The organism is Paracoccus sp. L-17 (assembly GCF_056857655.1).
Genome location: NZ_JBSXNM010000045.1, coordinates 1 through 26,046, shown reverse-complemented (window position 1 = coordinate 26,046; position 26,046 = coordinate 1). Strand labels below are relative to the sequence as shown.

Sequence of the window (26,046 nt, the reverse complement as noted above, 5' to 3'; positions counted from 1 at the left end):
ATTACTCCAGCGCCATCACGGTCGCGTGGCTCATCGCACCAAAGCCGTTGAAGCGCGTGTTCGTGACCGTCGAATAGGCTCCGGCGCCGTGGAAGATGACGAAATCGCCCTCTTCGATGTCGGCGGGCAGCGCCAGTTCGCCAGGCAGCCGGTCCACGGAATCGCAGGTCGGGCCGAACAATACGCGCCCGCTGCGTTCGCCGTCGCGCGATTGGCCCCTGGGGTCCAGCACCTGGATACGGTCGATATTGCCGATGATCGGCAGTTCGGCCAGCCCGCCATAGACGCCATCGTTGAGAAAGACGGCGGCGCCATCGCGGATACCCTTGACGCGGGTGATCAGCGAAAAGGCATCGGCGCAAAGGCCGCGACCCGGTTCGCAGACCAGATCCGGCGCGTCATCGCCAAAGCTGTCGGCCACCGTATCGGCGATCTCCGTAAAGATGGATTGCAGGTCGGGCTCGACGCCAATGACCCGATGCGAGGGGAAACCGCCGCCGACATTCAGCCGTTGCGCCCGGACGCCCGCCATGTCGCAGATTTCCTTCGCCACGCTGATATAGCTTTCCCAGGCAATCGGATCGACGCATTGCGTGCCCGGATGGAAGGTCAGCGAGGGCACATAGCCGCGACGGGCCACCAGCCCCAGCAACTCGGCCGCCAGATCCGGCGTCGCGCCGAACTTCGAGCCGAAATCATAGGCCGCGCCCAGAACCGGCAGCTTGAAGCGGGGCGAAATCTCGACCCCCTTGCCATCGATCTCGGCAGGCACCAGGGCGAACAGCTTTTCCAGTTCGCTGAGGCTGTCCACCGACCATGCCCTGATCCCGGCCTCTACCGCATGGGCGATCTCGTGCCGGGCGCGGACGGGGTTGTGGTAATGGCGCGCGGTGCGGGGTGCGACACGGCCGATCAGGTCGATCTCGAAAGGAGATGCCACGTCGAATCCCCTGATCCCGGCGCTGACAAGGGTCTGGATCACGGCCTCGTCGGGGTTCGACTTGACGGCATAGGTCACCAATCCCGGAAAGCCTGCCAGAAAGGTCCGGGCGCGGCTTTGAAGCACGGTCGGGGCGAACACCATCAGCGGATGTTCGGGCTGAAGATTGCGGATGATCTCGGCCGGATTGTCCCAGACTGTCTTCATTTCTCCCATCGGCGGGTTCCTTTCGCGTATCGTTCGGTTCGGCCAAGGCCGCGTGGAAAACCCCAATCGGCACCTTGCTGTTCCAGTTTCACGGGGAAAAGGGCGCGAATCGCGGATTTCGGCGGTCCATAGCCCGAAACCGGTAACGATTTCACGAAGATTCCGCGCGCACCGGTTGATCGCGGTCACGACCGTCGCGCAACCGGAACAGATCCACGAAACGCTGTGCCGCATCGGCGTCGCCGCGCAGTCCGATCACGCCGCGCGCGGACAGATCGGCCAGGGGCGCGGGACCATAGACCGCCATCGCCAGCCGGTTGCCATCCCCTTCAAGCACGAAATCGCCAATGGGCGCAGGCGCGACCTCGGGGCGCAGGACACCATCGCCCGACAGGCGCTGCACGAAACCCTCGCGCGGCATGACGAACGCCGCCGCGACATCGCGCCCTTGCGCGGCCGTGCTATCGATCATCGCCGTCATCGAGATCATCAGCGCGGTTGGGCTGATGAAACGCCGCGGATCGTGGCCGGGATGGGCCGCACCCCAGCGGCACATCGCCTGCAACACCGGCAGCAGCGCCCGTCCGCTTTCGGTCAGCGCATAGATGCCCAGTGTCGCGTCGTGCGCGACCACCCCAGCCTCGGCCAGTTGTGCCAGCCTCTGCGTCATCACCGCCGCCGTGATCCCGGGCAGGCCACGGCGCAGGGCCTGGAAGCGCTTCGGGCCCAGCAGCATCTCGCGGACGATCAGCAGCGCCCAGCGATCGCCCACGACATTCAGCGCGTGGGCGGCAAGGCATCCCTCGTCATATCGGATGCGGGGAGTTCGGCCGTCGGTAGTCATTTTTTGATACTATAAGTTGTTTTTTAATACCACAAGACGCAGAATGCGATTCGCGGGAGCGTCGTCGCGCCGAAATGGAGGGGAAAATGACGTATTTCTGGGGTTTCGTTCAGGCGGTACCGACCGCGAACAAGGACGCCTATACCGAACATGCGCAACAGGCATGGCCGATCTTCAGGAAGTTGGGCGCCTTGCGCGCGGTCGAATGCTGGGGCGAAGACATTCCGAAGGGCAGGCAGACCGATTTCTATCGTGCGACCCAGTGCAAGGAGGACGAGACCCCGGTCTTTTCCTGGATCGAGTGGCCCGACAAGGCCACAGCCGACAAGGCAGGGGCGCAGATGCAGGATCATCCTGATTTTCAGGCCATGCCGCCGATGCCTTTCGACGGAATGCGGATGTTCTGGGGCGGCTTCGTGCCTGTCTACAGCTTCGGCGCGTCGAAGCCCGGCAGCTATGTCCAGGGCTTCGTTCTGGCCGTCCCCGAGAAAAACAAGGATGCCTATGTCAGGATGGCCAGCAGCGCCGAGCAGATGTTCCGCGACAAGGGTGCGACCCACATGGTCGAGAACTGGGGCGACGACGTGCCGCATGGCAAGGTGACCGACTTCTACCGTGCCGCCGACGCGAAGGAGGGCGAGACACCGGTCTTTTCCTGGATCGAATGGCCCGACAGGGCCACCGCCGACAAGGCCGCGAAAGAAATGGAGGCCGAAATGGCCGGCGCGGACATGGGCGACATGCCCTTTGACGGAATGCGCATGTTCTGGGGCGGCTTCGTGCCCGTCATGGACAAAAGCTGAGGAAAAGCAGATGGCCGGATTTCATGGAAAGCCTTGCTGGTATGAACTGACCACCAGCAAGGGCAACCTTGCCGCCGCCGGAGATTTCTACGGCGCGGTTCTGGGCTGGTCGATCCGGGACGCGGGCATGGACGACTTTTCCTATCACCTCGCCAGCGCGGGGGACGACCGGGTGGCGGGGCTGATGGAGATGCCCCCCGACGTCTCGCAGATGCCGCCGAACTGGCTGATCTACTTCGCCGTCGAGGATGCCGACGGGGCCGCCGCCGACATCATCGCGGCGGGCGGCCGCATCTTTCGCGAACCGGCCGACATCCCGGGCACCGGGCGCTTCGCCATCGCCTCTGATCCGCAGGGCGCGGCTTTCGGCATCCTGCAACCGCTGCCGATGGAAGACGGCGCGCAAGGCGGCCAGGCGTTCGATCAGTCGAAGGCCGGGCATGGAAACTGGAACGAGTTGATGAGCACCGACCCCAAGGCGGGATTCGCCTTCTATTCGGCGTTGCTGGGCTGGTCGAAATCGAGGCCCATCGACATGGGCGAGATGGGAACCTATCAGCTTTTCAGCCATGACGGCACGGATATCGGCGGCATGATGGGCATGGGCAATGCGCCGGTACCGGCCTGGCTGCCCTATTTCGGCACCGACGGCGTGACCCAGGCGATGGTCCGGATCGAGGCCGGCGGCGGCGCCGTCATCCACGGTCCGCAAGAGGTGCCCGGCGGTGCCTTCATCGCCATCGCCCGCGATCCGCAGGGCGCGCATTTCGCCGTGGTCGGACCCAGGCAGGCCGCCCCCTGATCGCGCCGCATGACACCGGCGCCGCCCTCGCCTTTCGCGGGACGGGTCCGGCGAAGCCCCCCGGATCGTGAATGGATGAGCCGGACGATGCTGGGCCCGCGGCCCGCGCCGCGCGGCCGGGCGGCGGAATGACGCGGCCCGCAACTGTCGCCGCGCCAGCCCCGTGTCGCGCCGCGGACAGGATCGCCGCCCGCTTTCACTGACCGCCGGCGGCTGACTGCATCGCCGCATTCGCACCACATTCCCTTGGCCTTTCCGCCCGGCTTCGCTAATCCCTGTGCCAAGCAAGGGGATATGCCGCCATGAACATGGACAAGAGTTTTGACGCGCAGGCCGCCGAGGCCCGGATCAGCGCCGAATGGGAACGCACGGGCGCCTTCGCCGCGGGCGCCAACGCCTCGCGGTCCGACACCTTCACCGTGATGATCCCGCCCCCCAACGTGACCGGCAGCCTGCATATCGGCCACGCCTTCAACAACACGTTGCAGGACATCCTGGTCCGCTGGCACCGGATGCGCGGCTTCGACACGCTGTGGCAGCCGGGTCAGGATCACGCCGGCATCGCCACGCAGATGGTGGTGGAACGACAGATGGCGCAGCGGCAGGAACCGAACCGCCGCGAGATCGGGCGCGACGCCTTTGTCGAGAAGATCTGGGCGTGGAAACAGGAATCCGGGGACACGATCATCAACCAGTTGCAGCGTCTGGGCGCCTCCTGCGACTGGTCGCGCAACGCCTTTACCATGTCCGGCGCGCCGGGCGCGCCCGACGGCGAGGAGGGCAATTTCCACGACGCGGTGATCCGGGTCTTCGTCGACCTCTACAACAAGGGTATCATCTATCGCGGCAAGCGACTGGTGAACTGGGACCCGCATTTCGAAACCGCGATCAGCGATCTGGAGGTCGAGAACCGCGAGGTTCCCGGCCATATGTGGCATTTCAAATACCCGCTGGCCGGCGGCGAGACCTATGAATACGTGGAGCGCGACGAAGACGGCAACGTCACCCTGCGCGAGACGCGGGACTACATCAGCATCGCCACGACGCGGCCCGAAACCATGCTGGGCGACGGCGCGGTCGCGGTCCATCCGGGCGACGCCCGCTATGCCCCGATCGTGGGCAAGCTGTGCGAGATCCCGGTCGGCCCCAGGGAACATCGCCGGCTGATCCCGATCATCACCGATGAATACCCCGATCCCGATTTCGGCAGCGGCGCGGTCAAGATCACCGGCGCGCATGATTTCAACGATTACGGCGTCGCCACCCGCAACGGCATCCCGCTTTACGCGCTGATGGACACGAAAGGCGCGATGCGCGAGGACGGGCTGCCCTATGCGGACAGCGCCGCCATCGCGACCCGCGCCGCGAAGGGCGAGGATGTGGGCGACGTGTCGGGCGTCAATCTCGTCCCCGACCATCTGCGCGGGCTGGACCGGTTCGAGGCCCGCCGGCAGGTCATCGACGAGATCACCGCCGAGGGGCTTGCCGTCACCGATGCCAACGGCGCGCCGGTGATCGACAGCAAGCCGATCATGCAGCCTTTCGGCGACCGTTCCGGCGTGGTGATCGAGCCGATGCTGACCGATCAGTGGTTCGTGGACACGAAACGGATCGTCCAGCCCGCCATCGACGCCGTACGCGACGGGCGCACGCAGATCCTGCCCGAGCAGCACAAGAAGGTCTATTTCAACTGGCTGGAAAACATCGAGCCCTGGACCATCAGTCGCCAGCTTTGGTGGGGACACCAGATTCCGGTCTGGTACGGGCTGGATCTGTCGATCGAGAACTTCGTCGATGACGAGGGCGACGGCGCTCTGGACGAGGTCGAATTGTTCGAATTGCTGGTGGATGGATTGGTCCATACCGGCCAGCGCCAGCATTGCGCGGCCGATTTCAAAGGCATCGTGCAGAAATTCCGCGACGATATCGCAGGATTGCCGGCGCCGCTGGAGGCCAGTCGCGTGATCGAGGTCGCCGACCGCGCCGCCGCGGTCGAAACGCTGGCAAGAAGCCTTGCGGAATACAATCTGTCCCAGAATCCGACCGAACTGGTCTATCCGGTCTGGCGCGACCCGGACGTTCTGGACACCTGGTTCTCGTCCGGGCTCTGGCCGGTCGGCACGCTGGGCTGGCCCGACAAGACACCGGAAATGCAGAAATATTTCCCCACCGACGTCCTCGTCACCGGGTTCGACATCATCTTCTTCTGGGTCGCGCGGATGATGATGATGCAGTTGGAGGTGACGGGCGACGTGCCCTTCCACACCGTCTATGTCCACGGCCTGGTGCGCGACGAAAAGGGCGCGAAGATGTCGAAGTCGAAGGGCAACGTCATCGACCCGCTGGATCTGATCGACGAATACGGCGCCGATGCGCTGCGCATGACCCTGACCAGCATGGCCGCGATGGGCCGCGATCCCAGGCTGGGGCCGCGTCATGTCGAGGGATTCCGCAATTTCGTCACCAAGATCTGGAACGCCACCCGCTTTGCCGAGATGAACGGCGTGCGCGGCGGCGGCGCGCGGCCCGAACCCGGTCATCATGTCAATCGCTGGATCATCGGCGAGGTCGCCCGCATCCGCATGACGACCGATGCGGCGCTGGAGGGCTATCGTTTCAACGACGCGGCCAGCGGGCTTTATGCCTTTGTCTGGGGCAAGGTCTGCGACTGGTATGTCGAATTCGCCAAGCCGCTGTTCGATGGTCCCTGCGCCGAGGAAACCCGCGCCACGATGGGCTGGGTTCTGGACCAGTGCTACCTGATGCTGCACCCGATCATGCCTTTCGTGACCGAGGAACTCTGGGCGCTGACCGGCGAGCGGAGGAAGATGCTGGTCCACGGCGACTGGCCGGATTACGGCGTCGAACTGATCGATCCGGCATCGGATCGCGAAATGAACTGGGTGATCGCGCTGATCGAGGCGCTGCGCTCGGCGCGGGCGCAGATGGGGGTTCCGGCGGGCGCGACGCTGGATCTGGTCGTGACCGAGGCGGATGACGCGGCCCGCGCCGCGCTGAGCGCCAACGCTCCGCTGATCGAACGGCTTGCGCGCGTGAACGCGCCGCGCGACGGGACCGCGGGCAAGGGCACGATCTCGGTCTCGGCGCAAGGGGCCAGTTTCGCCCTGCCGCTGGGCGATGTCATCGACGTGGCGGCCGAGACGGCACGGTTGCAGAAGGCCCTGGCCAGGTCGCGAAAGGATGCCGAGGGTCTGGAAAAGCGGCTGGAAAACCCGAAATTCGCCGCCAATGCCGAGGCCGAGGTGATCGAGGAGACGCGCCGGAAACTGGTCGTCCTGCAAGACGACATCGCGCGGCTGAAGGCGGCGCTGGCGCAACTGGCGGCGATGTGATCCTGGCCGGGGCCGCCGGCTTTCGTGGCGAGGACGGGTGCCTCCGGCGGGGATATTGGGGCCAAGGCAAGGGGCGGGCCTTGCGGGGCATGCCGCGTGCACCGGATGTGCACAGCCCGTGCACAGCCCGTGCACCGGCTGCGCGGAAATTCAGAGACCGGCCAGCGCGCGCGGCAGCGCCTCGGCCAGGATGTCCAGCTCCGGCGCGGGGGCGCAGCTGATGCGGATGCAGCGGTCCAGAGGCGGCACGCCGGGCATGCGGACGAAGACCCCCTGCCGTTCCAGCGCGGCGACGAGGCGGCGCGAAAAGGCGCCGTCGCGGCCGGTATCGACGGCCACGAAATTGGTCGCGGATGGCAGGGCGGTCATGCCATTGGCGGCGGCGATGGCGGCGAGGCGGTCGCGGGCCTTGCCCACCTGGTGCCGGATATCGGACAGCCAGGCGGAATCGCGCAGCGCCGCCAGCGCGCCCGCCTGCGCCATCCGGTTGACGCCGAAATGGTTGCGGATGCGTTCGAAGCCGGCGATCAGGTCGGGATGGCCGATCGCATAGCCGATCCGCGCGCCCGCCAGCCCGTAGGCCTTGGAAAATGTCCGCATCCGGATCACGCGGGGATCGTCCGCCGCGATCTGCGGGATCGCGCCGTCGGGGGCGAATTCGATATAGGCCTCGTCCAGGATCAGCAGCGCGCTGTCGGGAAGATCGTCCAGCATCGCCCGGATCGCCGGACCCTGGTGCCACGATCCCATCGGGTTGTCGGGATTGGCCAGATAGACCAGCCGCGCCCCGCGGTTCCGCGCCGCCGCCGACAGCGCGTCCAGATCCTCGGCATCGTCGCGATAGGGCACCTTGTGCAAGGCGCCGCCGAAGCCCGCGACATGGTAGTTGAAGGTCGGATAGGCGCCGTCCGAGGTGACGGCCACATCGCCCCGGTCGATCATCAGGCGGGCGAGATTGCCCAGAAGTCCGTCGATCCCCTCGCCCACCGTCACGCTTTCGGCCGGAACGCCGTGATGATCGGCCAGCGCGTGCCGCAGATCGTGGCTGGTCGAATCGCCGTATTGCCAGGCCCGCGCGGCCTCGTCCCGCATGGCGGCGATGGCGGCGGGGCTGGGGCCGAAGCCGTTCTCGTTCGCGCCCAGCCGGGCATCGAAGGCGGCGCCGCGCCGACGCTGCAACGTCTCGGGGCCGATGAAGGGCACGGTCGCGGGCAGGGATGCGGGGATCGGGGCGAAGGGCTTGGGTCTCATGAGGCCGAGACTTGGCGCATTCGCCGCGATCCCGCAAGTCTCAGTCTTCGTCGACGCTGTCGTGGTTGCGGCGGCCCTCGAAAAGGGCGCGGTCCTCTTGCAGTTCCAGCCACATCGCGTTGACGACGGCAAACATCGCCGCCAGCGGCAGGCCGAGGATCCAGGCGAAATACCACATGGGCGGTTTCCTCAATAGCTGTGACGTTCGGGGTCCGAGACGTCGTCTTCCGTCACCTTGCCCCACAGGACCCGATAGACCCAGGCGGTATAGGCCAGGATCAGCGGCAGAAAGATCACCGTCGCCACCAGCATCACGAACAGGGTCTGATGCGAGGACGAGGCATCCCAGATCGTCAGCGACGAATCGGGACTGGTGCTGGAGGGCAGAAGGAACGGGAACATCGTCAGCCCGACCGAGGAAATCATCCCGAAGATCGCCATTTTGGACCAGCCCAGCGGCGAATATTGCCCGCCCGAACGCAGCGCCCGCATCGCCATGAAGGTGCCCAGAAAACCCATCGCCGGGGCGATCGCGATCCATGGACGGTCGGCATAGGCCGAAAGCCAGCTTCCCGACCGGCTGACGGTCGAGGCCAGCGGGTTCGAGGCGCCGTTCGGGTCCGGCGGGTTCACCAGGGCATAGCCGTCGATGAAGAAGGCCAGCCACAGCCCGGCCAGCGCATAGCCCGCCAGCACCACCTTCGCCGCCGTGACGCCATGGCGGCGGGCGCGGTCGGCGATCGCGCCCTCGGTCTTCAGCACCAGCCAGCCCGCCCCGTGCATCACCAGCATCGCCAGCGAGACGATCCCGCACAGCAGCGCGAAGGGTCGCAGCAGGCCGAAGAATTTCATGAAGGCGGGGCCGTCATAGATCGAAAGCAGGTCGGGGGTCAGGTAGAAGGGAATGCCCAGCAACACGTTGCCGACCGCGACGCCGAACAGCAGCGCCGGGGCGGCGCCGCCAAAGCAGAGCGCCGCGTCCCAGCGCGCGCGCCATTTCGGATCCTCGCGCTTGCTGCGGAACTTGAAGCCCACGGGCCGCACGATCAGCGCCGCGAGAATGGCGAACATCACCAGGTAGAAGCTTGAGAAGCTGATCGCGTAGAGCGGTGGAAAGGCCGCGAAGATCGCGCCCCCGCCGAGGATGAACCAGACCTGGTTTCCCTCCCATACGGGGCCGATCGTGTTGATCACGACACGGCGTTCGGCATCGGTTTTCGCCACGAAGGGCAGCAGCGCGCCGGTGCCCATGTCGAAACCGTCCGTCAGCGCGAAGCCGATCAGCAGAACGCCCAGGATCAGCCACCAGGTCAGGCGCAGATATTCGAACGGGATCAGTTCATACAGGATCATGGCGTCACTCGGCTGGTTTCAGGCGGGCGCGATGGCTTGCGCGCCAGTCATCGGTGATCTGCACGTCCTCCTGCGGCCCGAGGCGGATGTATTTCAGCAGCAGCCTGACCTCGATCACGAAAAGCAGGGTGTAGAAGGCGGCAAAGCCCGCGATGGTCAGCAGCACCTCGGTCGCGGACAGGGCGCTGACCGACAGGGCGGTGGGCAGGATGCCGTCCACGGTCCAGGGCTGGCGGCCATATTCGGCCACGATCCAGCCCAGTTCCGCCGCCACCCAGGGCAGCGGGATCATCATCACCGCACCGCGCAGCGCCCATTTCGGATAGCGCCCGCGCCGGAACGAGGAGATGATGAAGAAATAGCCCGTGGCGGCGATGAACAGCAGGCCCAGCCCGACCATGATGCGGAAGGACCAGAAGATCGGCCAGACGCGCGGCACCGTGTCGGCCGCCGCCTGCGCGATCTGCGCCTCGGTCGCCTGACGCGGATCGTCCAGATAGCGCCGCAGCAGCAGGGCATAGCCCAGATCGTCGGAATGGCGCTGGAACACCGCGTTTACCCCGGGATCGGTGTTTTCACGGTCCTGCTGGATCGTCATCAGCGCGTCATAGGCGATCAGGCCCGAACGGACGCGCTGTTCGGCCTCCTGGACCAGTTCCTCGATGCCGGGAATTTCCCGGGTCAGCGAACGGGTGCCGATCAGGCCCATGACATAGGGAATCCGGACCGCCCACTTGGTTTCGCGCGCCTGCTGATCGGGAATGCCCAGGAGGGTGAAGGGGGCGGGGGCGGGATCGGTCTCCCACATGGCTTCGATGGCGGCCAGCTTCATCTTCTGGTTCAGCCCGGCATCATAGCCGGATTCGTCGCCCAGCACGACGACCGACAGCGCCGAGGCCAGCCCGAAGCTGGCGGCGACGGCGATGGAGCGCCGCGCCAGCGCCAGGTGCCGCCCCCGGAGCATGTACCAGCTGGACACGCCCAGGACGAAGATCGCGGCGGTGACGTAGCCCGCGCTGACGGTGTGGACGAATTTGGCCTGCGCGACGCTGTTGAACATCACCTCGAAGAAGCTGGTCAGTTCCATCCGCATCGTGATCGGGTTGAATTCCGCGCCGACCGGATTCTGCATCCAGCCATTGGCGATCAGGATCCACAGCGCCGAGAAATTCGACCCGATGGCCACCAGCCAGCCCACGACGAGGTGGCCGACCTTGCTGAGCCGGTCCCAGCCGAAGAACCACAGGCCGACAAAGGTCGCCTCCATGAAGAAGGCCATCAGACCCTCGATCGCCAGCGGAGCGCCGAAGACATCGCCGACATATTGCGAGTAATAGGACCAGTTCATGCCGAACTGGAATTCCATCACGACGCCCGTCGCCACGCCCATGGCGAAGTTGATGCCGAACAGCAAACCCCAGAACTTGGTCATCTGCCGCCAGATGGGACGGTTGGTCATGACATAGACCGTCTCCATGATGGCGACCAGGATCGACAGACCCAGGGTCAGCGGCACGAACAGAAAGTGGTAAAGGGCGGTCATGGCGAATTGCAGCCGCGACAGCTCGACGACACCGATATCCATGGGCGCGTTCCTTTTGCGTTCGCACCGACTCTAACCTTTCGGGCCGGCAATCCCAAGGGCCGGCCGCGTGGCAGGCTGTCGCTGCGGTCGCGTGTCGCATGATCGGTTCGGACAGGATCGGGGCGGCGTGGCGCCGCCGCCGGGTCACAGGCTCAGCCCCTCGGCCTGCCACAGCGCCGGGTCGTGGCTGTCGCCATGCGACCAGAACCATCGGCCCAGATAGCGGTCGTGGACATGCGGCAGGCGAAACCGGAACGCTCCGCGATCGGCCAGCACGACGAAATCCATGTGGATCTGATACGAGGTGACGGCGGCGATCCGGGACGGATCGGGCGCGTAATGGCCCCGATGGACCGGACAGCTCATCAGCACCAGCCGGTTGAGGTGCAGGCCCAGGCTTGAGCCATGCATCGCCACGCTGCCGCCATGACTGTGGGCAAGAATGTCCGGCCGGCTCAGGCCACGGGCCAGGATCCATGCCGACAGGTGTCGGGCCCCGGCATGGCGGGCATGATCGCTCCAGCCGCCCGACCAGGAAAAGAAATCGGGCGCCGCGTAGAGACCGGGGCAATGGTTCCGGAGGATATAATCGTGGAACAGCCCCGAAGGCTGCCACCAATCGCTGTGCGGCGTGCCCACGCGGGCGAAATGGGTGCCATGGACGATCAGCGCGTCCGGGGCCGCAGCGGCGGGCGCGGAGGGCGGCGTCGCGGACCGCCCCTGACCGGCGGGCGCCGGCAGCCTGCCCAGCCGCGCCAGCGCCGTGCGTGCCATCCGCACCGCCAGCGGGTCGGCGTCCTCTTCGACCACCTCGGCCAGCGTCGCAATGGGCAGAGCAGGATCGCTGACCATGTCCAGCAGCGAGATCGCGGCCGCGGCCCGTTCGCTTGCGCCCGGATGACCAAGAGCCAGAAGCAGCAAATCCAGCGCGACATGCCGATCCGCGCTGTCGTAGAGCGTTGCGGTCATCTCGTCCATCACGGCCTGCCGCGCCGCGGCCTGCGCCGCGATCGCGGCCTCGTCGCGCGGGGCGAAGGGATCGAACGGCGGCAGCATGGCATGGCGTTCGACAAGGCGCGGCATTTCGTCGGCCAGGCGGAAGGCGCCGCCGGGCCGCGGATCGGGCAGATCGAAGAGGTCGCGTTCGGCCCCCAGATCGGCCAGCAGCGCATCGTATTCGCCATTTCCGTAGAGCACACCCAGAACCAGCAGCAATGCCTGCCGCGAGGCCCGGCCCCGCGGATCGCCCGTCACCGGTTCGCGCGGCGATGCGGGTTCGCTGATCGCAATCTCGTCCATGCCCCCTCCGCCGCCTGCAGGCAGAGGGATCATATCACGAAAATCGGCCCGCCGCTCAGAAGGCGCGGAAGGTCATCGTGGTCAGGGTGCGGCTGATATGGGGGATGTCGAACAGCCTGTCCGACAGGAAGCGGCCGACATCCTCGTCCTCGGGGATATAGATCTTGGCCAGCAGGTCGTAATCGCCCGAGGTCGAATAAAGTTCGCTGACGATCTCGCGGTCATAGATCGCCTCGGCAACCTCGTAGGTGCGGCCGGGCTCGCAGCGGAACTGGACGAAGACGGGGCGCATGGGGACCTCTTGGGTTGGGACTGGGCGGCAGGTTAGCGCGCCGTCTCGGGGGCGGTCCAGTCCCCCCGCGCCCAGCCCGACCAGAACCGCCCCATCAGCAGGACCGCCGCCAGCGACAGCCCCGCGCAGAGGCCCAGCCACAGCCCGACCGGCCCGAAACCCAGCGGAAAGGCAAGGCCCCAGGCGACCGGCATCCCCACGGCCCAATAGCTGAAGGCCGCGATCCACATCGGGACGCGGGTGTCGTGGACGCCGCGCAGAAAGCCCACCGCGACAACCTGCAGCGCGTCGGTCAACTGGAACAGGGCGGCATACATGACCAGCGTCACGCCCAGCGACACGATCATCGGCGCCTGCGGATCGGCGGGGTCCAGAAAGACCCGCACCAGCGGCGCCGCGAAACCCAGATAGATGGCGATGAAAAGGATTGCGAACAGGATCGCCAGCCCGGTCACCGCCATGGCGGCGTCGTGCATTCCCCGACGATCGTCGCGCCCCTTGGCCTGCCCGACCCGGATCGTCGCCGCGTTCGACAGCCCCAGATGCGCCATGAAGGTGATCGCGGTCAGTTGCAGCGCAATGCCGTGGGCGGCCAGTTGCGGCGTGCCGATCCAGCCCATCATCACGTTCGAGGCCACGAACAGCGCCCCTTCGGCCAGCAGGGTGACGCCGATCGGCAGGCCCAGCCGGAAGACCCGGCACAGCGCCTGCCAGTCGGACCGCCAGAAGCGGGTGAAAAGTTCGTATTTGCGCGCGACCGGCAGCCAGCCGGCATACAGCGCCAGGATCACCGCCGCGGTGATCTGGACCGCGAGGCTGGCGATGGCGGCGCCCCGGACGCCCAGTTCCGGCGCCCCGAGATTGCCGAAGATGAAGACCCAGTTCAGCGCGATGTTCAGCGGCAGCCCGGCCAGCGTGACCCACATCACGACCTGCGTCCGTTCCAGCGCGGCCAGATAGGAATTCAGCGTCAGCGCGACGAGGTTGGCGATCAGCCCCCAGCCCGCGATGCGCAGGTAGTCCTGCGCCAGTTGCGACACCACAGGCGTCTGGCCCAGCCCCAGCAGGACGGGGCGCGAGAACCACATCGAGGGCATGACCAGCAGGCCGAAGCCCAGGGACAGCCACAGCGCCATGCGGGTGACGCGGCGGACCTGGGTTTCGTCGCCGCGGGCGATGGCGGTGGCCATCAGGCCCATGACGGCGGTGCCGAAACCCATGCCGAGAAAGAACAGCACCTGCACGAACGAGGTGGCGATGACCAGCGCCGCCAGCGATTCGACGCCATGCCAGCCGACCATCAGCGTGTCGCTGACGCCGATGGCCATGCGCGCCAGATGGCTGCCGATCAGCGGCAGGCCCAGCGACAGCGTCGCCGCGACATGGGGGGCGTAACGTCCAAGCATGGTCCCGCCATATCCGCGCCCGCCTGCGCCGTCCATCGCCCGATTGGCACGATGCGCGGGAACCGGCCTTTGCGCGGCGCCCGGGGGATGCCGCCTCAGGCAGGCGGCGGCGCGGTCGTGGCGCGCATGATCAGTTCGCAGTCGAACCGGGTGCGGGCCAGCGGCTGACCGGCCTCGCTGTCCACGGAATCGGCCAGATGTTCGGCGGCGGCCGCGCCGATCCGGCGCGCCGGGATGCGGATCGTGGTCAGCGCCGGCTCCAGCTCGGCCGAGCCCACGAAATCGCCGATGCCGATGATCGACAGATCGCGCGGCACCGACAGGCCCAGCTTCAGCGCGGCATAGAGCGCGCCCTGGGCGATCACGTCGTTGCCGCAAAGCAGCGCCGTCGGGCGGTCAGCCGCCGCCAGCAAATCCAGGCAGGCGCGCTTGGCCTGCGCGGTGCTGTAGGGGGTGCGGACGCGCCAGCCTTCGGGCGTGTGGATCGAGGCCGCCTGCAGCGCCGCCATCGCCGCCGCGCGGCGCAGGCGGGCGCGGTCATTCTCGCCCGTATCGGGAAAGATCGCAGCGATCCGGCGGTGGCCCAGCATCAGCAGATGATCCGCCGCGATCCGCCCGGCCTCGGCATTGTCCACGCCCAGGCACGAGATCATCGAGGCGGGATCGTAGTTCCAGACCGCCAGAACCGGCAGCCCCTGTTCGCGCAGGACGCGATAGGTGTCGGCGCCGTGGTCCAGCCCGATCAGCGCCAGCGCATCGACCCGGTGTTCCAGCAGCTTGCGCACCAGCGCATATTCGTTGGCCAGATCATAGCCATGCGCGGCCAGCAGCAGGGTAAAGCCGCGCGCGCTGACCGCATCGTTGAAAGCCTGGATCAGTTCCGAGAAGATGACATCGGCGATGGTCGGCACCACCAGCCCGATCGTCGCGCTGCGCCGGCCATGGATCGTCTGCGCCGCACGGTTGCGGATATAGCCCGATTTCCGGATCGCCAGATCGATCTTCTTGCGCGTCGCGGGGTGGACCAGCTGGGGATGGTTCAGCGCCCGCGACACCGTGGCCGCCGACACGCCCGCAAGCCTGGCCACGGAAACAATATCAGCCTTATCCCTTTGCTTTTTCATCGTTCCCCGGCGACAGTCAGCATTTTCATGAAAACATTTGCAAGACTATTTTCATGTCCTATCGTGGAGCTTGCGATCCGGCAATGGCTGATTGGCGGATCCGCGCGGGCCGGGCTTGACGGCCGCGCGAAGGGGGGGATGAGGCAGATGAACATCGCCGATGACATTCTTTCGGTCGACGGGGTGATGACCCGCGCACGCGCCGCGCAGGCCGGATACGAGGCGCAGGGCAGCCAGTCGCGCTATGACCGCGCCGCGCAGGCCGCCGCCTGGGCGATCATGGAGCCGGGGCGGAACCGCCTGCTGGCGGAACTGGCCGTCAGGACGACCGGCCTTGGCAATGTCGCCGACAAGATCACCAAGAACCACCGCAAGACGCTGGGCCTGATGCGCGACATCCGGGACGTTCGGACCTTCGGCATCATCGCGGATGATCCGGCCACCGGCATTACCGAAATCGCCCGCCCCATCGGCGTGATCGGCGCGGTCGTGCCCTCGACCAACCCGGCGGCGACGCCGGCCAACAACATCGTCAACGCGCTGAAATGCGGCAATGCGATCATCCTGTCGCCCTCGCCCAAGGGTGTGGCCTGCTGCGAGATGCTGCTGGATTACATCCATGCCGAATTCGACAAGATCGGCGAGGACAAGGCGCTGGTCCAGATGCTGCCCGCGCCGGGCAGCAAGGCCAAGACGCAGCGGCTGCTGGAAACCTGCGATCTGGCCATCGTCACCGGCAGCCAGGACAACGTGCGTCGCGCCTATGAAAGCGGCACCCCCGCCATCGGGGTCGGCGCGGGCAATGTCGCCGTGATCGTGGACGAGACCGCCGATCTGGCCGCGGCCGCCGCCAGGATCGCGGCATCGAAGACCTTCGACAACGCGACCTCCTGTTCGTCCGAGAACGCGCTGATCGTGGTCGACGCGATCTATGACGATTTCCTCGCCGCGATGGCGGCCGAAGGCGGCGCGGTCGTTCCCGCCGCCGAGGCGGGCGGCATCGTCGCAAGATTGTGGCCCGACGGACATCTGAACCGCGAGATCATCGCGCGCGACGCCGATGTCACGGTCGAGAAGCTGGGCCTGACCGGCCGGGTGCGCGAAGGCACGCGCTTTCTGGCGGTCGAGACCGACGGGATCGGCCCGGATCATCCCCTGTCGGGCGAAAAGCTGAGCCGGGTCGCCGCGCTGTATCGCGCGCGCGATTTCGCGGATGCCACCCGCATCGCCCGCCGGATCCTGACCCATCAGGGCGCGGGTCATTCCATCGGCCTGCATTCGGCCGATCCCGACCGGCCCGTCGCAATAGGCCGCGACCTGCCGGTCTGCCGGGTCATCGTCAATCAGGCGCATTGTTTCGCCACCGGCGGGGCCTTCGACAACGGGCTGCCCTTTTCGCTGTCGATGGGCTGCGGTTCCTGGGGCGGCAATTCCATCGACGCCAATCTGCATTGGCGGCATTTCACGCAGACAACGCGCGTCGTGCGGGCGATCCCGCCCCGCGAACCGGAACTGGACGAGATCTTCGCCGGCTACTGGGCCGAGGCCGGGCGATGAGATTCGATCCCGACCGGCCGCCCGAAGGCACGATCCGCGACTGGCTGGATTTCCGTGCCGAGAACGAGGCACAGCGGATCTGCCATGTCTTTCCCGAGGATGGCGGCACCCTGAACTGGTCGGAACTGCGTAACGGCGCCGCCGACATTGCCGGGCGCCTGGCCGCGATGGGGATCCCGAAAGGCGCCAGCGTCGCGCTGATGATGCCCAATGGGCGCAACGCCGTGCTGGGCCTGTTCGGTGCGCTTTATGGCGGCTTTCGCGCGACGATGATCAACCTGGTCGCCGGGGCCGAGGCGATCGGCTATGCATTGTCGCATTCGCGGGCGGCGATCGTGCTGGTGGCGGAGTCGCAGCGCGATCTGCTGGACCGCGCCCTGCCCCGGACCGACCGGCCGGTGATCGTGACCGCGGGCGCGGACGGCTTCGACTGGCCAGGGGACGGGGCTGCCGGCGCGCCGCACCCGCACGGGTCCGGCGACGACGCGCTGCTGATGTATACGTCGGGGACGACCGGGCGGCCCAAGGGCGTGCTGCACAGCCATGCCAGCCTGCTGGCGGGCGGCTGGACCACCTGCGCGGCGCATGGTCTGTCGCCCGGGGACCGCGCGATGTGCGTGCTGCCGATCTATCACATCAACGGGCTGTGCGTGACGATCATGGGGCCGCTGGTCTCGGGCGGCGCGGCGATCGTCTGCGAACGCTTTTCGGCGGGCCGGTTCTGGACCCTGTGCGAGGAACACCGCGCCACCTGGTTCTCGGTCGTGCCGACCATCATCTCGCATCTGCTGCATGGCGAGGCGGCGCCGGATCCGGCCACGCGGGCACGAATCCGGTTCGGCCGGTCGGCCTCGTCCGCGCTGGCGGTCGAGGTCCAGAGCGCGTTCGAGCAGCGTTTCGGCATCCCGATCGTCGAGACCATGGGCCTGACCGAGACCGCGGCCCAGATCCTGTCGAACCCGCTGCCGCCCGGATTGCGCAAGATCGGATCGCCCGGCCGGGCGATCGGCAACGAGGTGGCGATCATGGATGCCGGGTTGCGGCCCCTGCCCCCCGGAACCGAGGGCGAGATCTGCGTGCGCGGCCCGAACGTGATGCGCGGCTATCTGGACAATCCCGATGCCACGGCGGCGGCGCTGACGCCCGATGGCTGGCTGCGCAGCGGCGATCTGGGCCGGATCGACGCGGAGGGCTATGTCTTTGTCACCGGCCGGCTGAAGGAACTGATCATCAAGGGCGGCGAGAACATCGCCCCGCGCGAGATCGACGAGGCGCTTTACGCCCATCCCGACGTGATCGAGGCCGCCGCCTTCGCCCGCAAATGCGCCCGCTACGGCGAACGGGTCGAGGCCGCGGTGGCGCTGCGGCCGGGATCGGCGCTGACGATCGCGGATCTGGCCCGGCTTTGCGAGGATCGGCTGGGCCGGTTCAAGTCGCCCGATGTGATTCACCTGATGGACGAGCTGCCCAAGGGCCCGTCCGGCAAGATTCAACGCCTGCGGCTGGCGGACATGACCGGATGACGCCGCAACCCGTCCGCTTTGGGAGGAGAGGACGGAACCACAAGATCAACATTTGCCCTGGGAGGAGAAGAAGATGACCCTGAACGCCTTGCTGAAAGCCGCCCTGACCGGCGCCGGGAGCGCCGCGCTGATCGCATCGGCCGGAATGGCCGCCGCGCAGGAATACCCCGAACGCCCGATCGAGATGGTCGTGACCTTCGGCCCCGGCGGCGGCGCCGACCTGATGGGCCGGCAGATGGGGCGGCTGATGGAAAAGCCGCTGGGCGTGTCGATCCCGGTCTCGAACGTCGCCGGGGCATCGGGCAATGCCGGGCTGACGCGGCTGCGCACCGATCCCGCCGACGGCTATACGATGGGGACGCTGATCTCGCTGACCGTGGCGTCCTGGGCATCCGGGCTGGGCGACAGCAAGCCCGAGGATTTCCAGGTTCTGGCCGTGGTCCAGAACTCGCCCTCGTTCCTGTTCGTCCCCGCCTCCAGCCCCTACCAGACGGCCGAGGATCTGTTCGCCTATGCCAAGGAGAATCCGGGCGAACTGACGGTGGCGACCTCGGGCTATGGCACGCAGGACGACGTGACGCTGAAGCTGCTGGCCCGTGACGGCGTGCAGATGGAGAATGTGCCGTTCCAGGCGCCCGGCGAACGCTATGCCTCGCCCATCGGCGGGCATACGGCGGTGCTGTACGAGGAACCGGGCGATGTCGCGCAATTCCTGAAGGCCGGGCAGCTGAAGCCGCTGGTGGTGTTTTCCAAGGAACGCCACCCATCCTTTCCGGACGTTCCGACCTCGGTCGAACTGGGCTACGACATCTCGGGGCTGGACAATTTCCGCACCGTCGCGGTGCGCGCCGGCACCGATCCGGCCATCGTCGAAAAGCTGCAATCGGCGGTCGAGGAATCGGTGGCCAGCGCGGAATGGCAGACCTTCTGTGCCGAAACCTACAGCTGCATCCAGCCGGTCACGGGCGAGGAGGCCCAGGCGATGATCCGCGATTTCCTGCAACTGATCACGGACCAGCTGGCAAGCTGAGGCGGCAGGATGGCGATGGCCCCGAACATGCGAACCGAGGATGCGGCACGACAGGCCGCCGCGCCGCCGACCCCGCGGGCGCGGCGCGCCAAACGGTTGATCCCGGTCGCGGTGCCCGCCCTGCTGCTGGCCGCTTCGCTGGCTCTGCCGGGCTTCATGTTCAGTTCCGACCGGCGCCCGGACGTGCCCGGCCTTGGACCGGCGGCATGGCCGAACGCGGTGCTGGCGCTGCTGGCGCTGTGTTCGGCGATCTGGCTTTTCTCCGAGGTCTGGCTGCTGGTCCGGGGCCGCGTCTCGACCAGCCTTGCCACGCCGCATGACGAGGATGTCTATCATTACGGAAAGGCGCTGACCGGCATCCTTCTGGTCATCGCCTTCGGCTGGCTGCTGCCGATCGTGGGCTTCGCGCTGGCCTGCGCGGGATTTCTGCTGGTCTGGTGCCTGTATGGCGGCCTGCGCCATCCGGCGGTCCTGCTGCTGGTGCCGACCATCGGCACGGTGGCGCTGTTGTGGATGTTCATGGGTCTGGCGCTGATGCCGCTGAGCCGGGGCGCGGGCGTCTTCGACCGGTTCAGCGTCTGGCTGCTGCAACTTCTGGGCATCTACTGAGAGGGCGCGACGATGCAGACGATAGACCTGCTGATGGCCGGCTTTGCCTCGGCCTTCCAGATCACCGCCTTCCTGACGGTGGTCGCGGGCCTGCTGGTCGGCGTGATCGCGGGCGCGCTGCCGGGTATTTCCTTTGTCAACGCGATGGCGATGGCGCTGCCCTTCACCTATGCGATGAATGTGACCCACGCGATGCTGTTTCTGGGCGGGATCTATGTCGGCGGGGTCTTCGGCGGCTCGATCTCGGCCCTCATGATCAACGTGCCGGGCACGCCGGCCTCGCTGCCCGCGACCTGGGACGGCTATGCGATGACGAAGAAGGGGCAGGTCAAGCGTGCCCTGACCATCGCTGTCACAGCCTCCGCCGTGGGCGGGCTGGTCAGCGCGCTGCTGCTGACCTTCCTGTCGGCGCCCTTCGCGACCTTCGCGATGAAGTTCTCGCAGCCGGAATTCTTCGCCGCCACCGTGCTGGGGCTGGTCAGCGTCATCGCCATCGCCAAGGACAAGCCGGTCATCACCATGATCTCGCTGCTCAGCGGCATGGCCATCGGCACGGTCGGCGTCGATCCGCTTTACGGCCAGGCGCGGTTCAGCTTTGGCATCCCCGAGGTCGAAAGCGGCATCCGCTTCGTCGTGGTGATGATCGGGCTTTTCGCCATCGGCGAGGTGGTCGATCTGGTCGCCACCGACCGCGACCTGCGGCCCAGGAAGGCCGATGGCAAGGTCGCCGGCGCCAGCTTTCGCGACATCTGGAACGTCAAGGGCGCGATCGCGCGCGGCACCGCCCTGGGCTGCATGATCGGCGTCATTCCGGGCGCCGGGGCGACACCCGGCGCGGTCATCGCATACGGGGTCGAGAAACAGGTCAATCCGCGCGGCAAGGAATTCGGCACCGGGATCGAGGCCGGGCTGGCCGCGCCCGAGGCGGCCAAGAACGCCACCACCGGGGCGGCGATGGTGCCGCTGCTGACGCTGGGCATTCCCGGCAGCGCGGCAACCGCGATCATGCTAGCCGCGATGATGCTGCAAGGGGTCAATCCCGGCCCGCTGCTGTTCATCATGGATCCGTCGATGGTCTATACGATCTTCGCCGCCATGATCATCGCCAACGTGCTGATGATCGGCGCGGGCGTGGGCGTGGCGCAGATGTTCTCGACCCTGATGCGGACGCCGCCGGCGATCCTGGCCGGTTTCATCGTCATCCTCAGCCTGATCGGGGCCTACGGGGTGCGCAACAACATCTTCGACGTCTATGTCTGCCTGGTCTTCGGCGTCATCGGCTGGGCGATGAAGCGGGTGGGCTTTCCCTCGGCGCCGCTGGTTCTGGGAGTGATCCTGGGACCGCTTGCGGAACGCTATTTCCTCACCTCGATTGCAAATTCCCGTCAGGATTACACGGTCTTCTTTACACGTCCGATCAGCGCGACGATCCTGTCGCTGGCGCTGATCTTCGTGCTGTGGTCGCTGTGGCCCTCGGTCCGGACGCGGATCGGCCGCCAGCCCGCGCAGGCCAAGCCCAAGGAGCGATGATGAACCAGCCCCGGATCGACACCTCGCCCAGGGTTTCCGACGAAATCCGCAAGACCACCTGCTACATGTGCGCCTGCCGCTGCGGCATCAACGTCCACATGAAGGACGGCCGCGTCGCCTATATCGAGGGCAATCGCGACCATCCCGTGAACAAGGGCGTGCTGTGCGCCAAGGGTTCGGCCGGGATCATGCAGGTCAATGCGCCATCCCGGCTGCGCGCGCCCCTGCGCCGGGTCGGGCCGCGCGGTTCGGGCCGGTTTCAGGAGATTTCCTGGGACGAGGCTCTGGGTCTGGCGAAGGACTGGCTGACGCCCATTCGCAAGAACGATCCGTCGAAACTGGCCTTCTTCACCGGCCGCGACCAGTCGCAAAGCTTCACCAGCTTCTGGGCGCAGGCCTTCGGTACGCCGAATTATGCCGCCCATGGCGGATTCTGTTCGGTCAACATGGCGGCGGCGGGCATCTATACGATGGGCGGCGCGTTCTGGGAATTCGGCCAGCCCGACTGGGACCGGGCGAAGCTGTTCATGCTGTTCGGCGTGGCCGAGGATCACGACAGCAATCCGATCAAGATGGGCATCGGCAAGCTGAAGGCGCGCGGCGCGCGCATCATCGGCGTCAATCCGATCCGGTCGGGCTATAATGCGGTGGCCGACGAATGGCTGGGGATCACGCCGGGCACGGATGGGCTGCTGATCCTGGCGCTGGTCCATTGCCTGATGGCGGCGGGCCGGATCGATCTGGATTATCTGGCGCGCTATACCGACGCGCCGCTGCTGGTCGATGAGCAGACCGGCCTGTTCCTGCGCGATCAGGACGGCAGGGCGCTGGTGATCGACCGCGCCACCGGCGGGCTGGCCGCCTTCGACGGCAGGGGCGTGCGCCCCGACCTGAATGCCGCCCATCCCGGCCATCGCACGGTGTTGCAGCTGATGGCCGAACGCTATCTGCAACCCGAATACGCCCCCGAGGCGGTCGCCGACCGCTGCGGCATCCCCGCCGCCCGCATCCGCGCCGTCGCCGACGAGATCGCGCGCGTGGCCTTTGACGAGGCGATCGTGCTGGACCGTCCCTGGACCGATTTCCGGGGCGAGCGGCACGACACCATGACCGGACGCCCGGTGGCCTTCCACGCCATGCGCGGCATCTCGGCCCATTCCAACGGCTTCCAGACCTGCCGCGCGCTGCACATGCTGCAGATCCTGCTGGGTTCCATCGAGGTGCCGGGCGGGTTCCGCTTCAAGCCGCCCTATCCAAAACCCGCGACCGCCCATCCGAAACCGCATTGCAAGGTGACGCCCGACACGCCGCTGGACGGCCCGCATCTGGGCTTTGTCCACGGCCCCGAGGATCTGGCGCTGAAGGAGGACGGCAGCCCGGCCCGGATCGACAAGGCCTTCACCTGGGAAAACCCGATGTCGGCGCATGGGCTGATGCACATGGTGATCTCGAACGCCCATGCCGGCGATCCCTACCGGATCGACACGCTGTTCATGTATATGGCGAACATGTCGTGGAATTCGTCGATGAATACCGGCGGCGTCATGAAGATGCTGACCGATACCGACGAGAACGGCGATTACGTCATCCCGCGCATCATCTATTCCGACGCCTACGCATCCGAGATGGTGGCCTATGCCGACCTGATCCTGCCCGACACGACCTATCTGGAACGCCACGACTGCATCAGCCTGCTGGATCGCCCGATCTCCGAGGCCGGCGCCGCCGCGGATGCGATCCGCTGGCCGGTGGTCGAACCCGACCGCGATGTGCGCGGCTTTCAGACCGTGCTGATCCAGCTGGCGAACCTGATGAAACTGCCCGGCTTCGTGCACGAGGATGGCCGCCCGAAATGGCGCGATTATGCCGATTACATCGTCAACCACGAACGCAAGCCGGGCATCGGTCCGCTGGCGGGCTTTCGCGGCGATGGCCGCGAGGTGGGACGCGGGGCGCCGAACCCCGACCAGTTGAAACGCTATGTCGACAATGGCGGCTTCTTCGTCTCGCATATCCCCGAGGGCGCCGATTTCTACAAGCCGTGGAACATGGATTACCAGGATTGGGCCGTCGGCATGGGCCTTTACGACGCGCCGCAGCCCTACCTCTTCAGCCTCTATGTCGAGCCGCTGCGCAAGTTCCAGCGCGCCGCCGAAGGCCACGGCGAGCGCCAGCCCCCCGACCACCTGCGCGACCGGCTGCGCCGGGTGATGGAGCCGCTGCCGATCTGGTATCCCCCGTTCGAGGACGATCACGCCGATCCCGCCGAATACCCGATCCACGCCCTGACCCAGCGACCGATGGCGATGTATCATTCGTGGGGTGGCCAGAATGCCTGGCTGCGCCAGATCCACGGGCGGAACCCGATGTATCTGCCGCGCGGGGTCTGGGAATCGCACGGCTTCGCCGATGGCGACTGGGCGCGGCTCAGTTCGGTCCATGGCAGCATCACCGTTCCGGTCGCCCTTCATGCCGGGCTGAACGGCAGCACCATCTGGACCTGGAACGCCATCGGCAAACGCAAGGGCGCATGGGCGTTGGACGAGGACGCGCCCGAGGCAACGAAAGGCTTTCTCTTGAACCACCTGATCCATGAATTGCTGCCGCCGAAAGGCGACGGGATGCGCTGGTCCAATTCCGACCCGATCACCGGTCAGGCAGCCTGGTTCGACCTGCGCGTGAAGATCGAGAAGGTGCCGCCGCAGGACGAGGCCGATCCCGGATTCGCGGCCATCGCCTCGCCCGTCGGCCGGGGCCCGCGCAACCTGCGCTGGAAGGTGGGCAGATGACCGCGCTGCCGGAACGGACCGAACGCAAGCTGGGCCTTGTCATCGACCTCGACACCTGCGTCGGCTGCCATGCCTGCGTGATCAGCTGCAAGGGCTGGAACACCGAAAATTACGGCGCGCCGCTGTCGGACATGGATGCCTATGGCGCCGATCCGGTCGGCACCTTCCTGAACCGCGTCCACAGCTACGAGATCGAGCCCGAGGGCGGCGGCTGCGCGCAGATCGTCCATTTCCCCAAATCCTGCCTGCATTGCGAGGACGCGCCCTGCGTCACCGTCTGCCCGACAGGCGCCAGCTACAAGCGCGCCGAGGACGGGATCGTGCTGGTCAACGAGGATGCCTGCATCGGCTGCGGCCTGTGCGCCTGGGCCTGCCCCTATGGCGCGCGGGAAATGGATCAGGCCGCGGGCGTGATGAAGAAATGCACGCTCTGCGTGGACCGCATCTACAACGAGAACCTGGAAGAGGTGGACCGCGTGCCCGCCTGCGTGCGCACCTGCCCGGCCGGAGCGCGCCATTTCGGCGATCTGGGCGATCCGGACAGCGCCGTCAGCCAGCTGGTGGCCGAACGCGGCGGTTTCGACCTGATGCCGGAACAGGGAACCAGACCGGTCAACAAATACCTGCCGCCGCGGCCCAGGGACCGGCTGGATGGCGGGCCGGCCCCGTCGGCGCCGGCCCGGCAACCGCACGATGCGTCAGGCTTCTTCGCCTGGCTCGACCGCGCGCTGGAGAAGATCTGATGCATCCGGCCCCTTCCGTCATCATCTTTACCGTCCTGTCGGGCGCGGGCTTCGGCTATCTGGCCTTTCTGGGTCTTGGATTCGCCACGACAGGCTGGCCGGCCTTCTGGCAATTCGCGCTGGCCTTCGCGATGGCCGCGGGCGGGCTGATCTCGTCCATCTTCCACCTCGGCAATCCGCAGCGCGGCCTGCTGGCGTTCACCCAATGGCGCACAAGCTGGCTGTCGCGCGAAGGCTGGGCGGCGGTCACGACATTGCTGGTGATGGCGCTTTTCGCCATCGCCGCGATCTTCTTCGGCCGGGTGCTGCTGCCGCTGGGCATCATCGGCGCGGCCATGTCGGTCGCGACCGTGTTCGTCACCTCGATGATCTATGCGCAGATGAAGACGGTGCCGCGCTGGAACTCGCCCCTGACACCGGCCTATTTCATCGCCTGCGCGCTGACCGCCGGGGCGCTGCTGTCCGGATCATGGGCGCTGTCGATTCCGCTGCTGGTGGCCCTGGGGCTCTTGCAGGCGGTCTGCTGGCTGACGGGCGACGGCCGCTTCGCCAAACGCGGCCACGACATGAATTCAGCCACCGGGCTGTCGGGCCGGGTGCGCCTGTTCGAATCCCCTCACAGCGGCAGCAATTACCTGCTTCGGGAATTCGGCTTTCAGGTCGCCCGGCGCCACGCTGCCAAGCTGAGGCTGATCGGCATCGGCCTGATCGCGGTCCTGCCCGCGATCGTCCTTCTGTTCGGCAGGCATCCGGCCCTGTTCGGGCTGGCTTTCGCACTGCATCTGGCCGGCGCCTTCGTGTCGCGCTGGCTGTTCTTCGCCGAGGCGCGTCATGTCGTGCAGCTTTATTACGGGCGCCAGGCAGCCTAGTACTACAGTTGCGCATTACGATGACTTCTGATTCAATTTCCCAAACGAATGGGGGATTTGGCGGATGTCGGTGTCTGAATGGGCTGCGGCGGCATTGGATTGGCGCAGTGCGCTTGATGGGCTGAAGGCGTTCATTG

Annotated in this window: 21 protein-coding genes; 11 read left to right on the top strand and 10 right to left on the bottom strand. The window is 66.7% G+C overall.

The features are described from left to right. Window position 1 precedes the first annotated feature (1 nt). Both AC13CR_RS15910 and AC13CR_RS15905 read right to left on the bottom strand, forming a co-directional pair. On the bottom strand, window positions 2-1,156 hold the full coding sequence (locus AC13CR_RS15910; RefSeq protein WP_292951719.1) for a type III PLP-dependent enzyme: 1,155 nt from the start codon (window positions 1,154-1,156) through the stop codon (window positions 2-4). A gap of 142 nt (window positions 1,157-1,298) precedes the next feature. Next, complete coding sequence (locus tag AC13CR_RS15905) at window positions 1,299-1,991, bottom strand: winged helix-turn-helix transcriptional regulator (RefSeq protein ID WP_446235135.1); 693 nt, start codon at window positions 1,989-1,991, stop codon at window positions 1,299-1,301. Window positions 1,992-2,077: 86 nt separating this feature from the next. Here AC13CR_RS15905 and AC13CR_RS15900 point away from each other — a divergent pair, with 86 nt between their 5' ends. From AC13CR_RS15900 to AC13CR_RS15890, 3 genes are all read left to right on the top strand, one after another. Next, window positions 2,078-2,794 (top strand): DUF1428 domain-containing protein, encoded by a 717-nt coding sequence (locus AC13CR_RS15900; protein WP_292951713.1) that lies wholly within the window; start codon window positions 2,078-2,080, stop codon window positions 2,792-2,794. Between the two features lie 10 nt (window positions 2,795-2,804). Then, window positions 2,805-3,596, top strand: a complete 792-nt coding sequence (locus AC13CR_RS15895; protein WP_292951710.1) for a VOC family protein — start codon at window positions 2,805-2,807, stop codon at window positions 3,594-3,596. A gap of 302 nt (window positions 3,597-3,898) precedes the next feature. Next, complete coding sequence (locus AC13CR_RS15890; protein ID WP_292951707.1) at window positions 3,899-6,949, top strand: valine--tRNA ligase; 3,051 nt, start codon at window positions 3,899-3,901, stop codon at window positions 6,947-6,949. A gap of 150 nt (window positions 6,950-7,099) precedes the next feature. On the opposite strand, the gene AC13CR_RS15885 is transcribed toward AC13CR_RS15890, so the two are convergent. The 8 genes from AC13CR_RS15885 to AC13CR_RS15850 all read right to left on the bottom strand — a co-directional run bounded on the left by AC13CR_RS15885 (window position 7,100) and on the right by AC13CR_RS15850 (window position 15,259). After that, a complete protein-coding gene (locus AC13CR_RS15885; RefSeq protein ID WP_482900689.1) occupies window positions 7,100-8,200 on the bottom strand; it encodes a pyridoxal phosphate-dependent aminotransferase in 1,101 nt (366 codons plus the stop codon). Between the two features lie 40 nt (window positions 8,201-8,240). Further along, window positions 8,241-8,378, bottom strand: a complete 138-nt coding sequence (gene cydX / locus AC13CR_RS15880) for a cytochrome bd-I oxidase subunit CydX (RefSeq protein WP_292951698.1) — start codon at window positions 8,376-8,378, stop codon at window positions 8,241-8,243. Window positions 8,379-8,389: 11 nt separating this feature from the next. Then, window positions 8,390-9,553: a cytochrome d ubiquinol oxidase subunit II gene (gene cydB / locus AC13CR_RS15875; RefSeq protein WP_292951695.1), complete on the bottom strand. Its 1,164-nt coding sequence runs from the start codon at window positions 9,551-9,553 to the stop codon at window positions 8,390-8,392. A gap of 4 nt (window positions 9,554-9,557) precedes the next feature. Further along, a complete protein-coding gene (locus AC13CR_RS15870) occupies window positions 9,558-11,138 on the bottom strand; it encodes a cytochrome ubiquinol oxidase subunit I (RefSeq protein WP_292951692.1) in 1,581 nt (526 codons plus the stop codon). A 144-nt stretch (window positions 11,139-11,282) separates the two neighbouring features. Further along, a complete protein-coding gene (locus AC13CR_RS15865) occupies window positions 11,283-12,437 on the bottom strand; it encodes a hypothetical protein (protein WP_482900688.1) in 1,155 nt (384 codons plus the stop codon). 55 nt (window positions 12,438-12,492) lie between these two features. Continuing rightward, complete coding sequence (locus AC13CR_RS15860) at window positions 12,493-12,729, bottom strand: Lrp/AsnC ligand binding domain-containing protein (RefSeq protein WP_292951686.1); 237 nt, start codon at window positions 12,727-12,729, stop codon at window positions 12,493-12,495. A 32-nt stretch (window positions 12,730-12,761) separates the two neighbouring features. After that, window positions 12,762-14,135 (bottom strand): MATE family efflux transporter, encoded by a 1,374-nt coding sequence (locus AC13CR_RS15855; protein ID WP_292951683.1) that lies wholly within the window; start codon window positions 14,133-14,135, stop codon window positions 12,762-12,764. Window positions 14,136-14,230: 95 nt separating this feature from the next. After that, complete coding sequence (locus AC13CR_RS15850) at window positions 14,231-15,259, bottom strand: LacI family DNA-binding transcriptional regulator (RefSeq protein ID WP_292978045.1); 1,029 nt, start codon at window positions 15,257-15,259, stop codon at window positions 14,231-14,233. A 147-nt stretch (window positions 15,260-15,406) separates the two neighbouring features. On the opposite strand from AC13CR_RS15850, the gene sauS reads away from it, so the two are divergent. The 8 genes from sauS to AC13CR_RS15810 all read left to right on the top strand — a co-directional run bounded on the left by sauS (window position 15,407) and on the right by AC13CR_RS15810 (window position 25,909). Further along, on the top strand, window positions 15,407-16,816 hold the full coding sequence (sauS, locus tag AC13CR_RS15845; protein ID WP_482900706.1) for an acylating sulfoacetaldehyde dehydrogenase: 1,410 nt from the start codon (window positions 15,407-15,409) through the stop codon (window positions 16,814-16,816). Continuing rightward, on the top strand, window positions 16,813-18,339 hold the full coding sequence (locus AC13CR_RS15840) for an AMP-binding protein (RefSeq protein WP_446236288.1): 1,527 nt from the start codon (window positions 16,813-16,815) through the stop codon (window positions 18,337-18,339). Before sauS ends, AC13CR_RS15840 begins: the two co-directional genes overlap by 4 nt. A gap of 73 nt (window positions 18,340-18,412) precedes the next feature. Next, window positions 18,413-19,369, top strand: a complete 957-nt coding sequence (locus tag AC13CR_RS15835; protein WP_292951671.1) for a Bug family tripartite tricarboxylate transporter substrate binding protein — start codon at window positions 18,413-18,415, stop codon at window positions 19,367-19,369. Window positions 19,370-19,378: 9 nt separating this feature from the next. Then, complete coding sequence (locus tag AC13CR_RS15830; protein ID WP_292951668.1) at window positions 19,379-19,978, top strand: tripartite tricarboxylate transporter TctB family protein; 600 nt, start codon at window positions 19,379-19,381, stop codon at window positions 19,976-19,978. Between the two features lie 12 nt (window positions 19,979-19,990). Continuing rightward, window positions 19,991-21,508: a tripartite tricarboxylate transporter permease gene (locus AC13CR_RS15825; RefSeq protein ID WP_482900687.1), complete on the top strand. Its 1,518-nt coding sequence runs from the start codon at window positions 19,991-19,993 to the stop codon at window positions 21,506-21,508. Further along, window positions 21,505-24,297 (top strand): molybdopterin oxidoreductase family protein, encoded by a 2,793-nt coding sequence (locus tag AC13CR_RS15820; RefSeq protein ID WP_446236506.1) that lies wholly within the window; start codon window positions 21,505-21,507, stop codon window positions 24,295-24,297. Before AC13CR_RS15825 ends, AC13CR_RS15820 begins: the two co-directional genes overlap by 4 nt. Continuing rightward, complete coding sequence (locus tag AC13CR_RS15815) at window positions 24,294-25,040, top strand: 4Fe-4S dicluster domain-containing protein (protein WP_292978048.1); 747 nt, start codon at window positions 24,294-24,296, stop codon at window positions 25,038-25,040. Before AC13CR_RS15820 ends, AC13CR_RS15815 begins: the two co-directional genes overlap by 4 nt. Further along, complete coding sequence (locus tag AC13CR_RS15810) at window positions 25,040-25,909, top strand: dimethyl sulfoxide reductase anchor subunit family protein (RefSeq protein WP_292951656.1); 870 nt, start codon at window positions 25,040-25,042, stop codon at window positions 25,907-25,909. The genes AC13CR_RS15815 and AC13CR_RS15810 overlap by 1 nt, the downstream gene beginning before the upstream one ends. Window positions 25,910-26,046 lie beyond the last annotated feature (137 nt).

Bases quoted from the DNA above. Each gene is read 5' to 3' on its own strand.
- AC13CR_RS15895 (WP_292951710.1), top strand. From the start codon at position 2,805: ATGGCCGGATTTCATGGAAAGCCTTGCTGGTATGAACTGACCACCAGC.
- AC13CR_RS15855 (WP_292951683.1), bottom strand. From the start codon at position 14,135: ATGCTTGGACGTTACGCCCCCCATGTCGCGGCGACGCTGTCGCTGGGC.
- AC13CR_RS15830 (WP_292951668.1), top strand. From the start codon at position 19,379: ATGGCGATGGCCCCGAACATGCGAACCGAGGATGCGGCACGACAGGCC.
- AC13CR_RS15860 (WP_292951686.1), bottom strand. From the start codon at position 12,729: ATGCGCCCCGTCTTCGTCCAGTTCCGCTGCGAGCCCGGCCGCACCTAC.
- AC13CR_RS15815 (WP_292978048.1), top strand. From the start codon at position 24,294: ATGACCGCGCTGCCGGAACGGACCGAACGCAAGCTGGGCCTTGTCATC.
- cydX (WP_292951698.1), bottom strand. From the start codon at position 8,378: ATGTGGTATTTCGCCTGGATCCTCGGCCTGCCGCTGGCGGCGATGTTT.
- AC13CR_RS15835 (WP_292951671.1), top strand. From the start codon at position 18,413: ATGACCCTGAACGCCTTGCTGAAAGCCGCCCTGACCGGCGCCGGGAGC.
- AC13CR_RS15900 (WP_292951713.1), top strand. From the start codon at position 2,078: ATGACGTATTTCTGGGGTTTCGTTCAGGCGGTACCGACCGCGAACAAG.
- AC13CR_RS15870 (WP_292951692.1), bottom strand. From the start codon at position 11,138: ATGGATATCGGTGTCGTCGAGCTGTCGCGGCTGCAATTCGCCATGACC.
- AC13CR_RS15890 (WP_292951707.1), top strand. From the start codon at position 3,899: ATGAACATGGACAAGAGTTTTGACGCGCAGGCCGCCGAGGCCCGGATC.
- AC13CR_RS15810 (WP_292951656.1), top strand. From the start codon at position 25,040: ATGCATCCGGCCCCTTCCGTCATCATCTTTACCGTCCTGTCGGGCGCG.
- sauS (WP_482900706.1), top strand. From the start codon at position 15,407: ATGAACATCGCCGATGACATTCTTTCGGTCGACGGGGTGATGACCCGC.
- AC13CR_RS15840 (WP_446236288.1), top strand. From the start codon at position 16,813: ATGAGATTCGATCCCGACCGGCCGCCCGAAGGCACGATCCGCGACTGG.
- cydB (WP_292951695.1), bottom strand. From the start codon at position 9,553: ATGATCCTGTATGAACTGATCCCGTTCGAATATCTGCGCCTGACCTGG.
- AC13CR_RS15820 (WP_446236506.1), top strand. From the start codon at position 21,505: ATGATGAACCAGCCCCGGATCGACACCTCGCCCAGGGTTTCCGACGAA.
- AC13CR_RS15905 (WP_446235135.1), bottom strand. From the start codon at position 1,991: ATGACTACCGACGGCCGAACTCCCCGCATCCGATATGACGAGGGATGC.
- AC13CR_RS15885 (WP_482900689.1), bottom strand. From the start codon at position 8,200: ATGAGACCCAAGCCCTTCGCCCCGATCCCCGCATCCCTGCCCGCGACC.
- AC13CR_RS15850 (WP_292978045.1), bottom strand. From the start codon at position 15,259: ATGAAAAAGCAAAGGGATAAGGCTGATATTGTTTCCGTGGCCAGGCTT.
- AC13CR_RS15910 (WP_292951719.1), bottom strand. From the start codon at position 1,156: ATGGGAGAAATGAAGACAGTCTGGGACAATCCGGCCGAGATCATCCGC.
- AC13CR_RS15865 (WP_482900688.1), bottom strand. From the start codon at position 12,437: ATGGACGAGATTGCGATCAGCGAACCCGCATCGCCGCGCGAACCGGTG.
- AC13CR_RS15825 (WP_482900687.1), top strand. From the start codon at position 19,991: ATGCAGACGATAGACCTGCTGATGGCCGGCTTTGCCTCGGCCTTCCAG.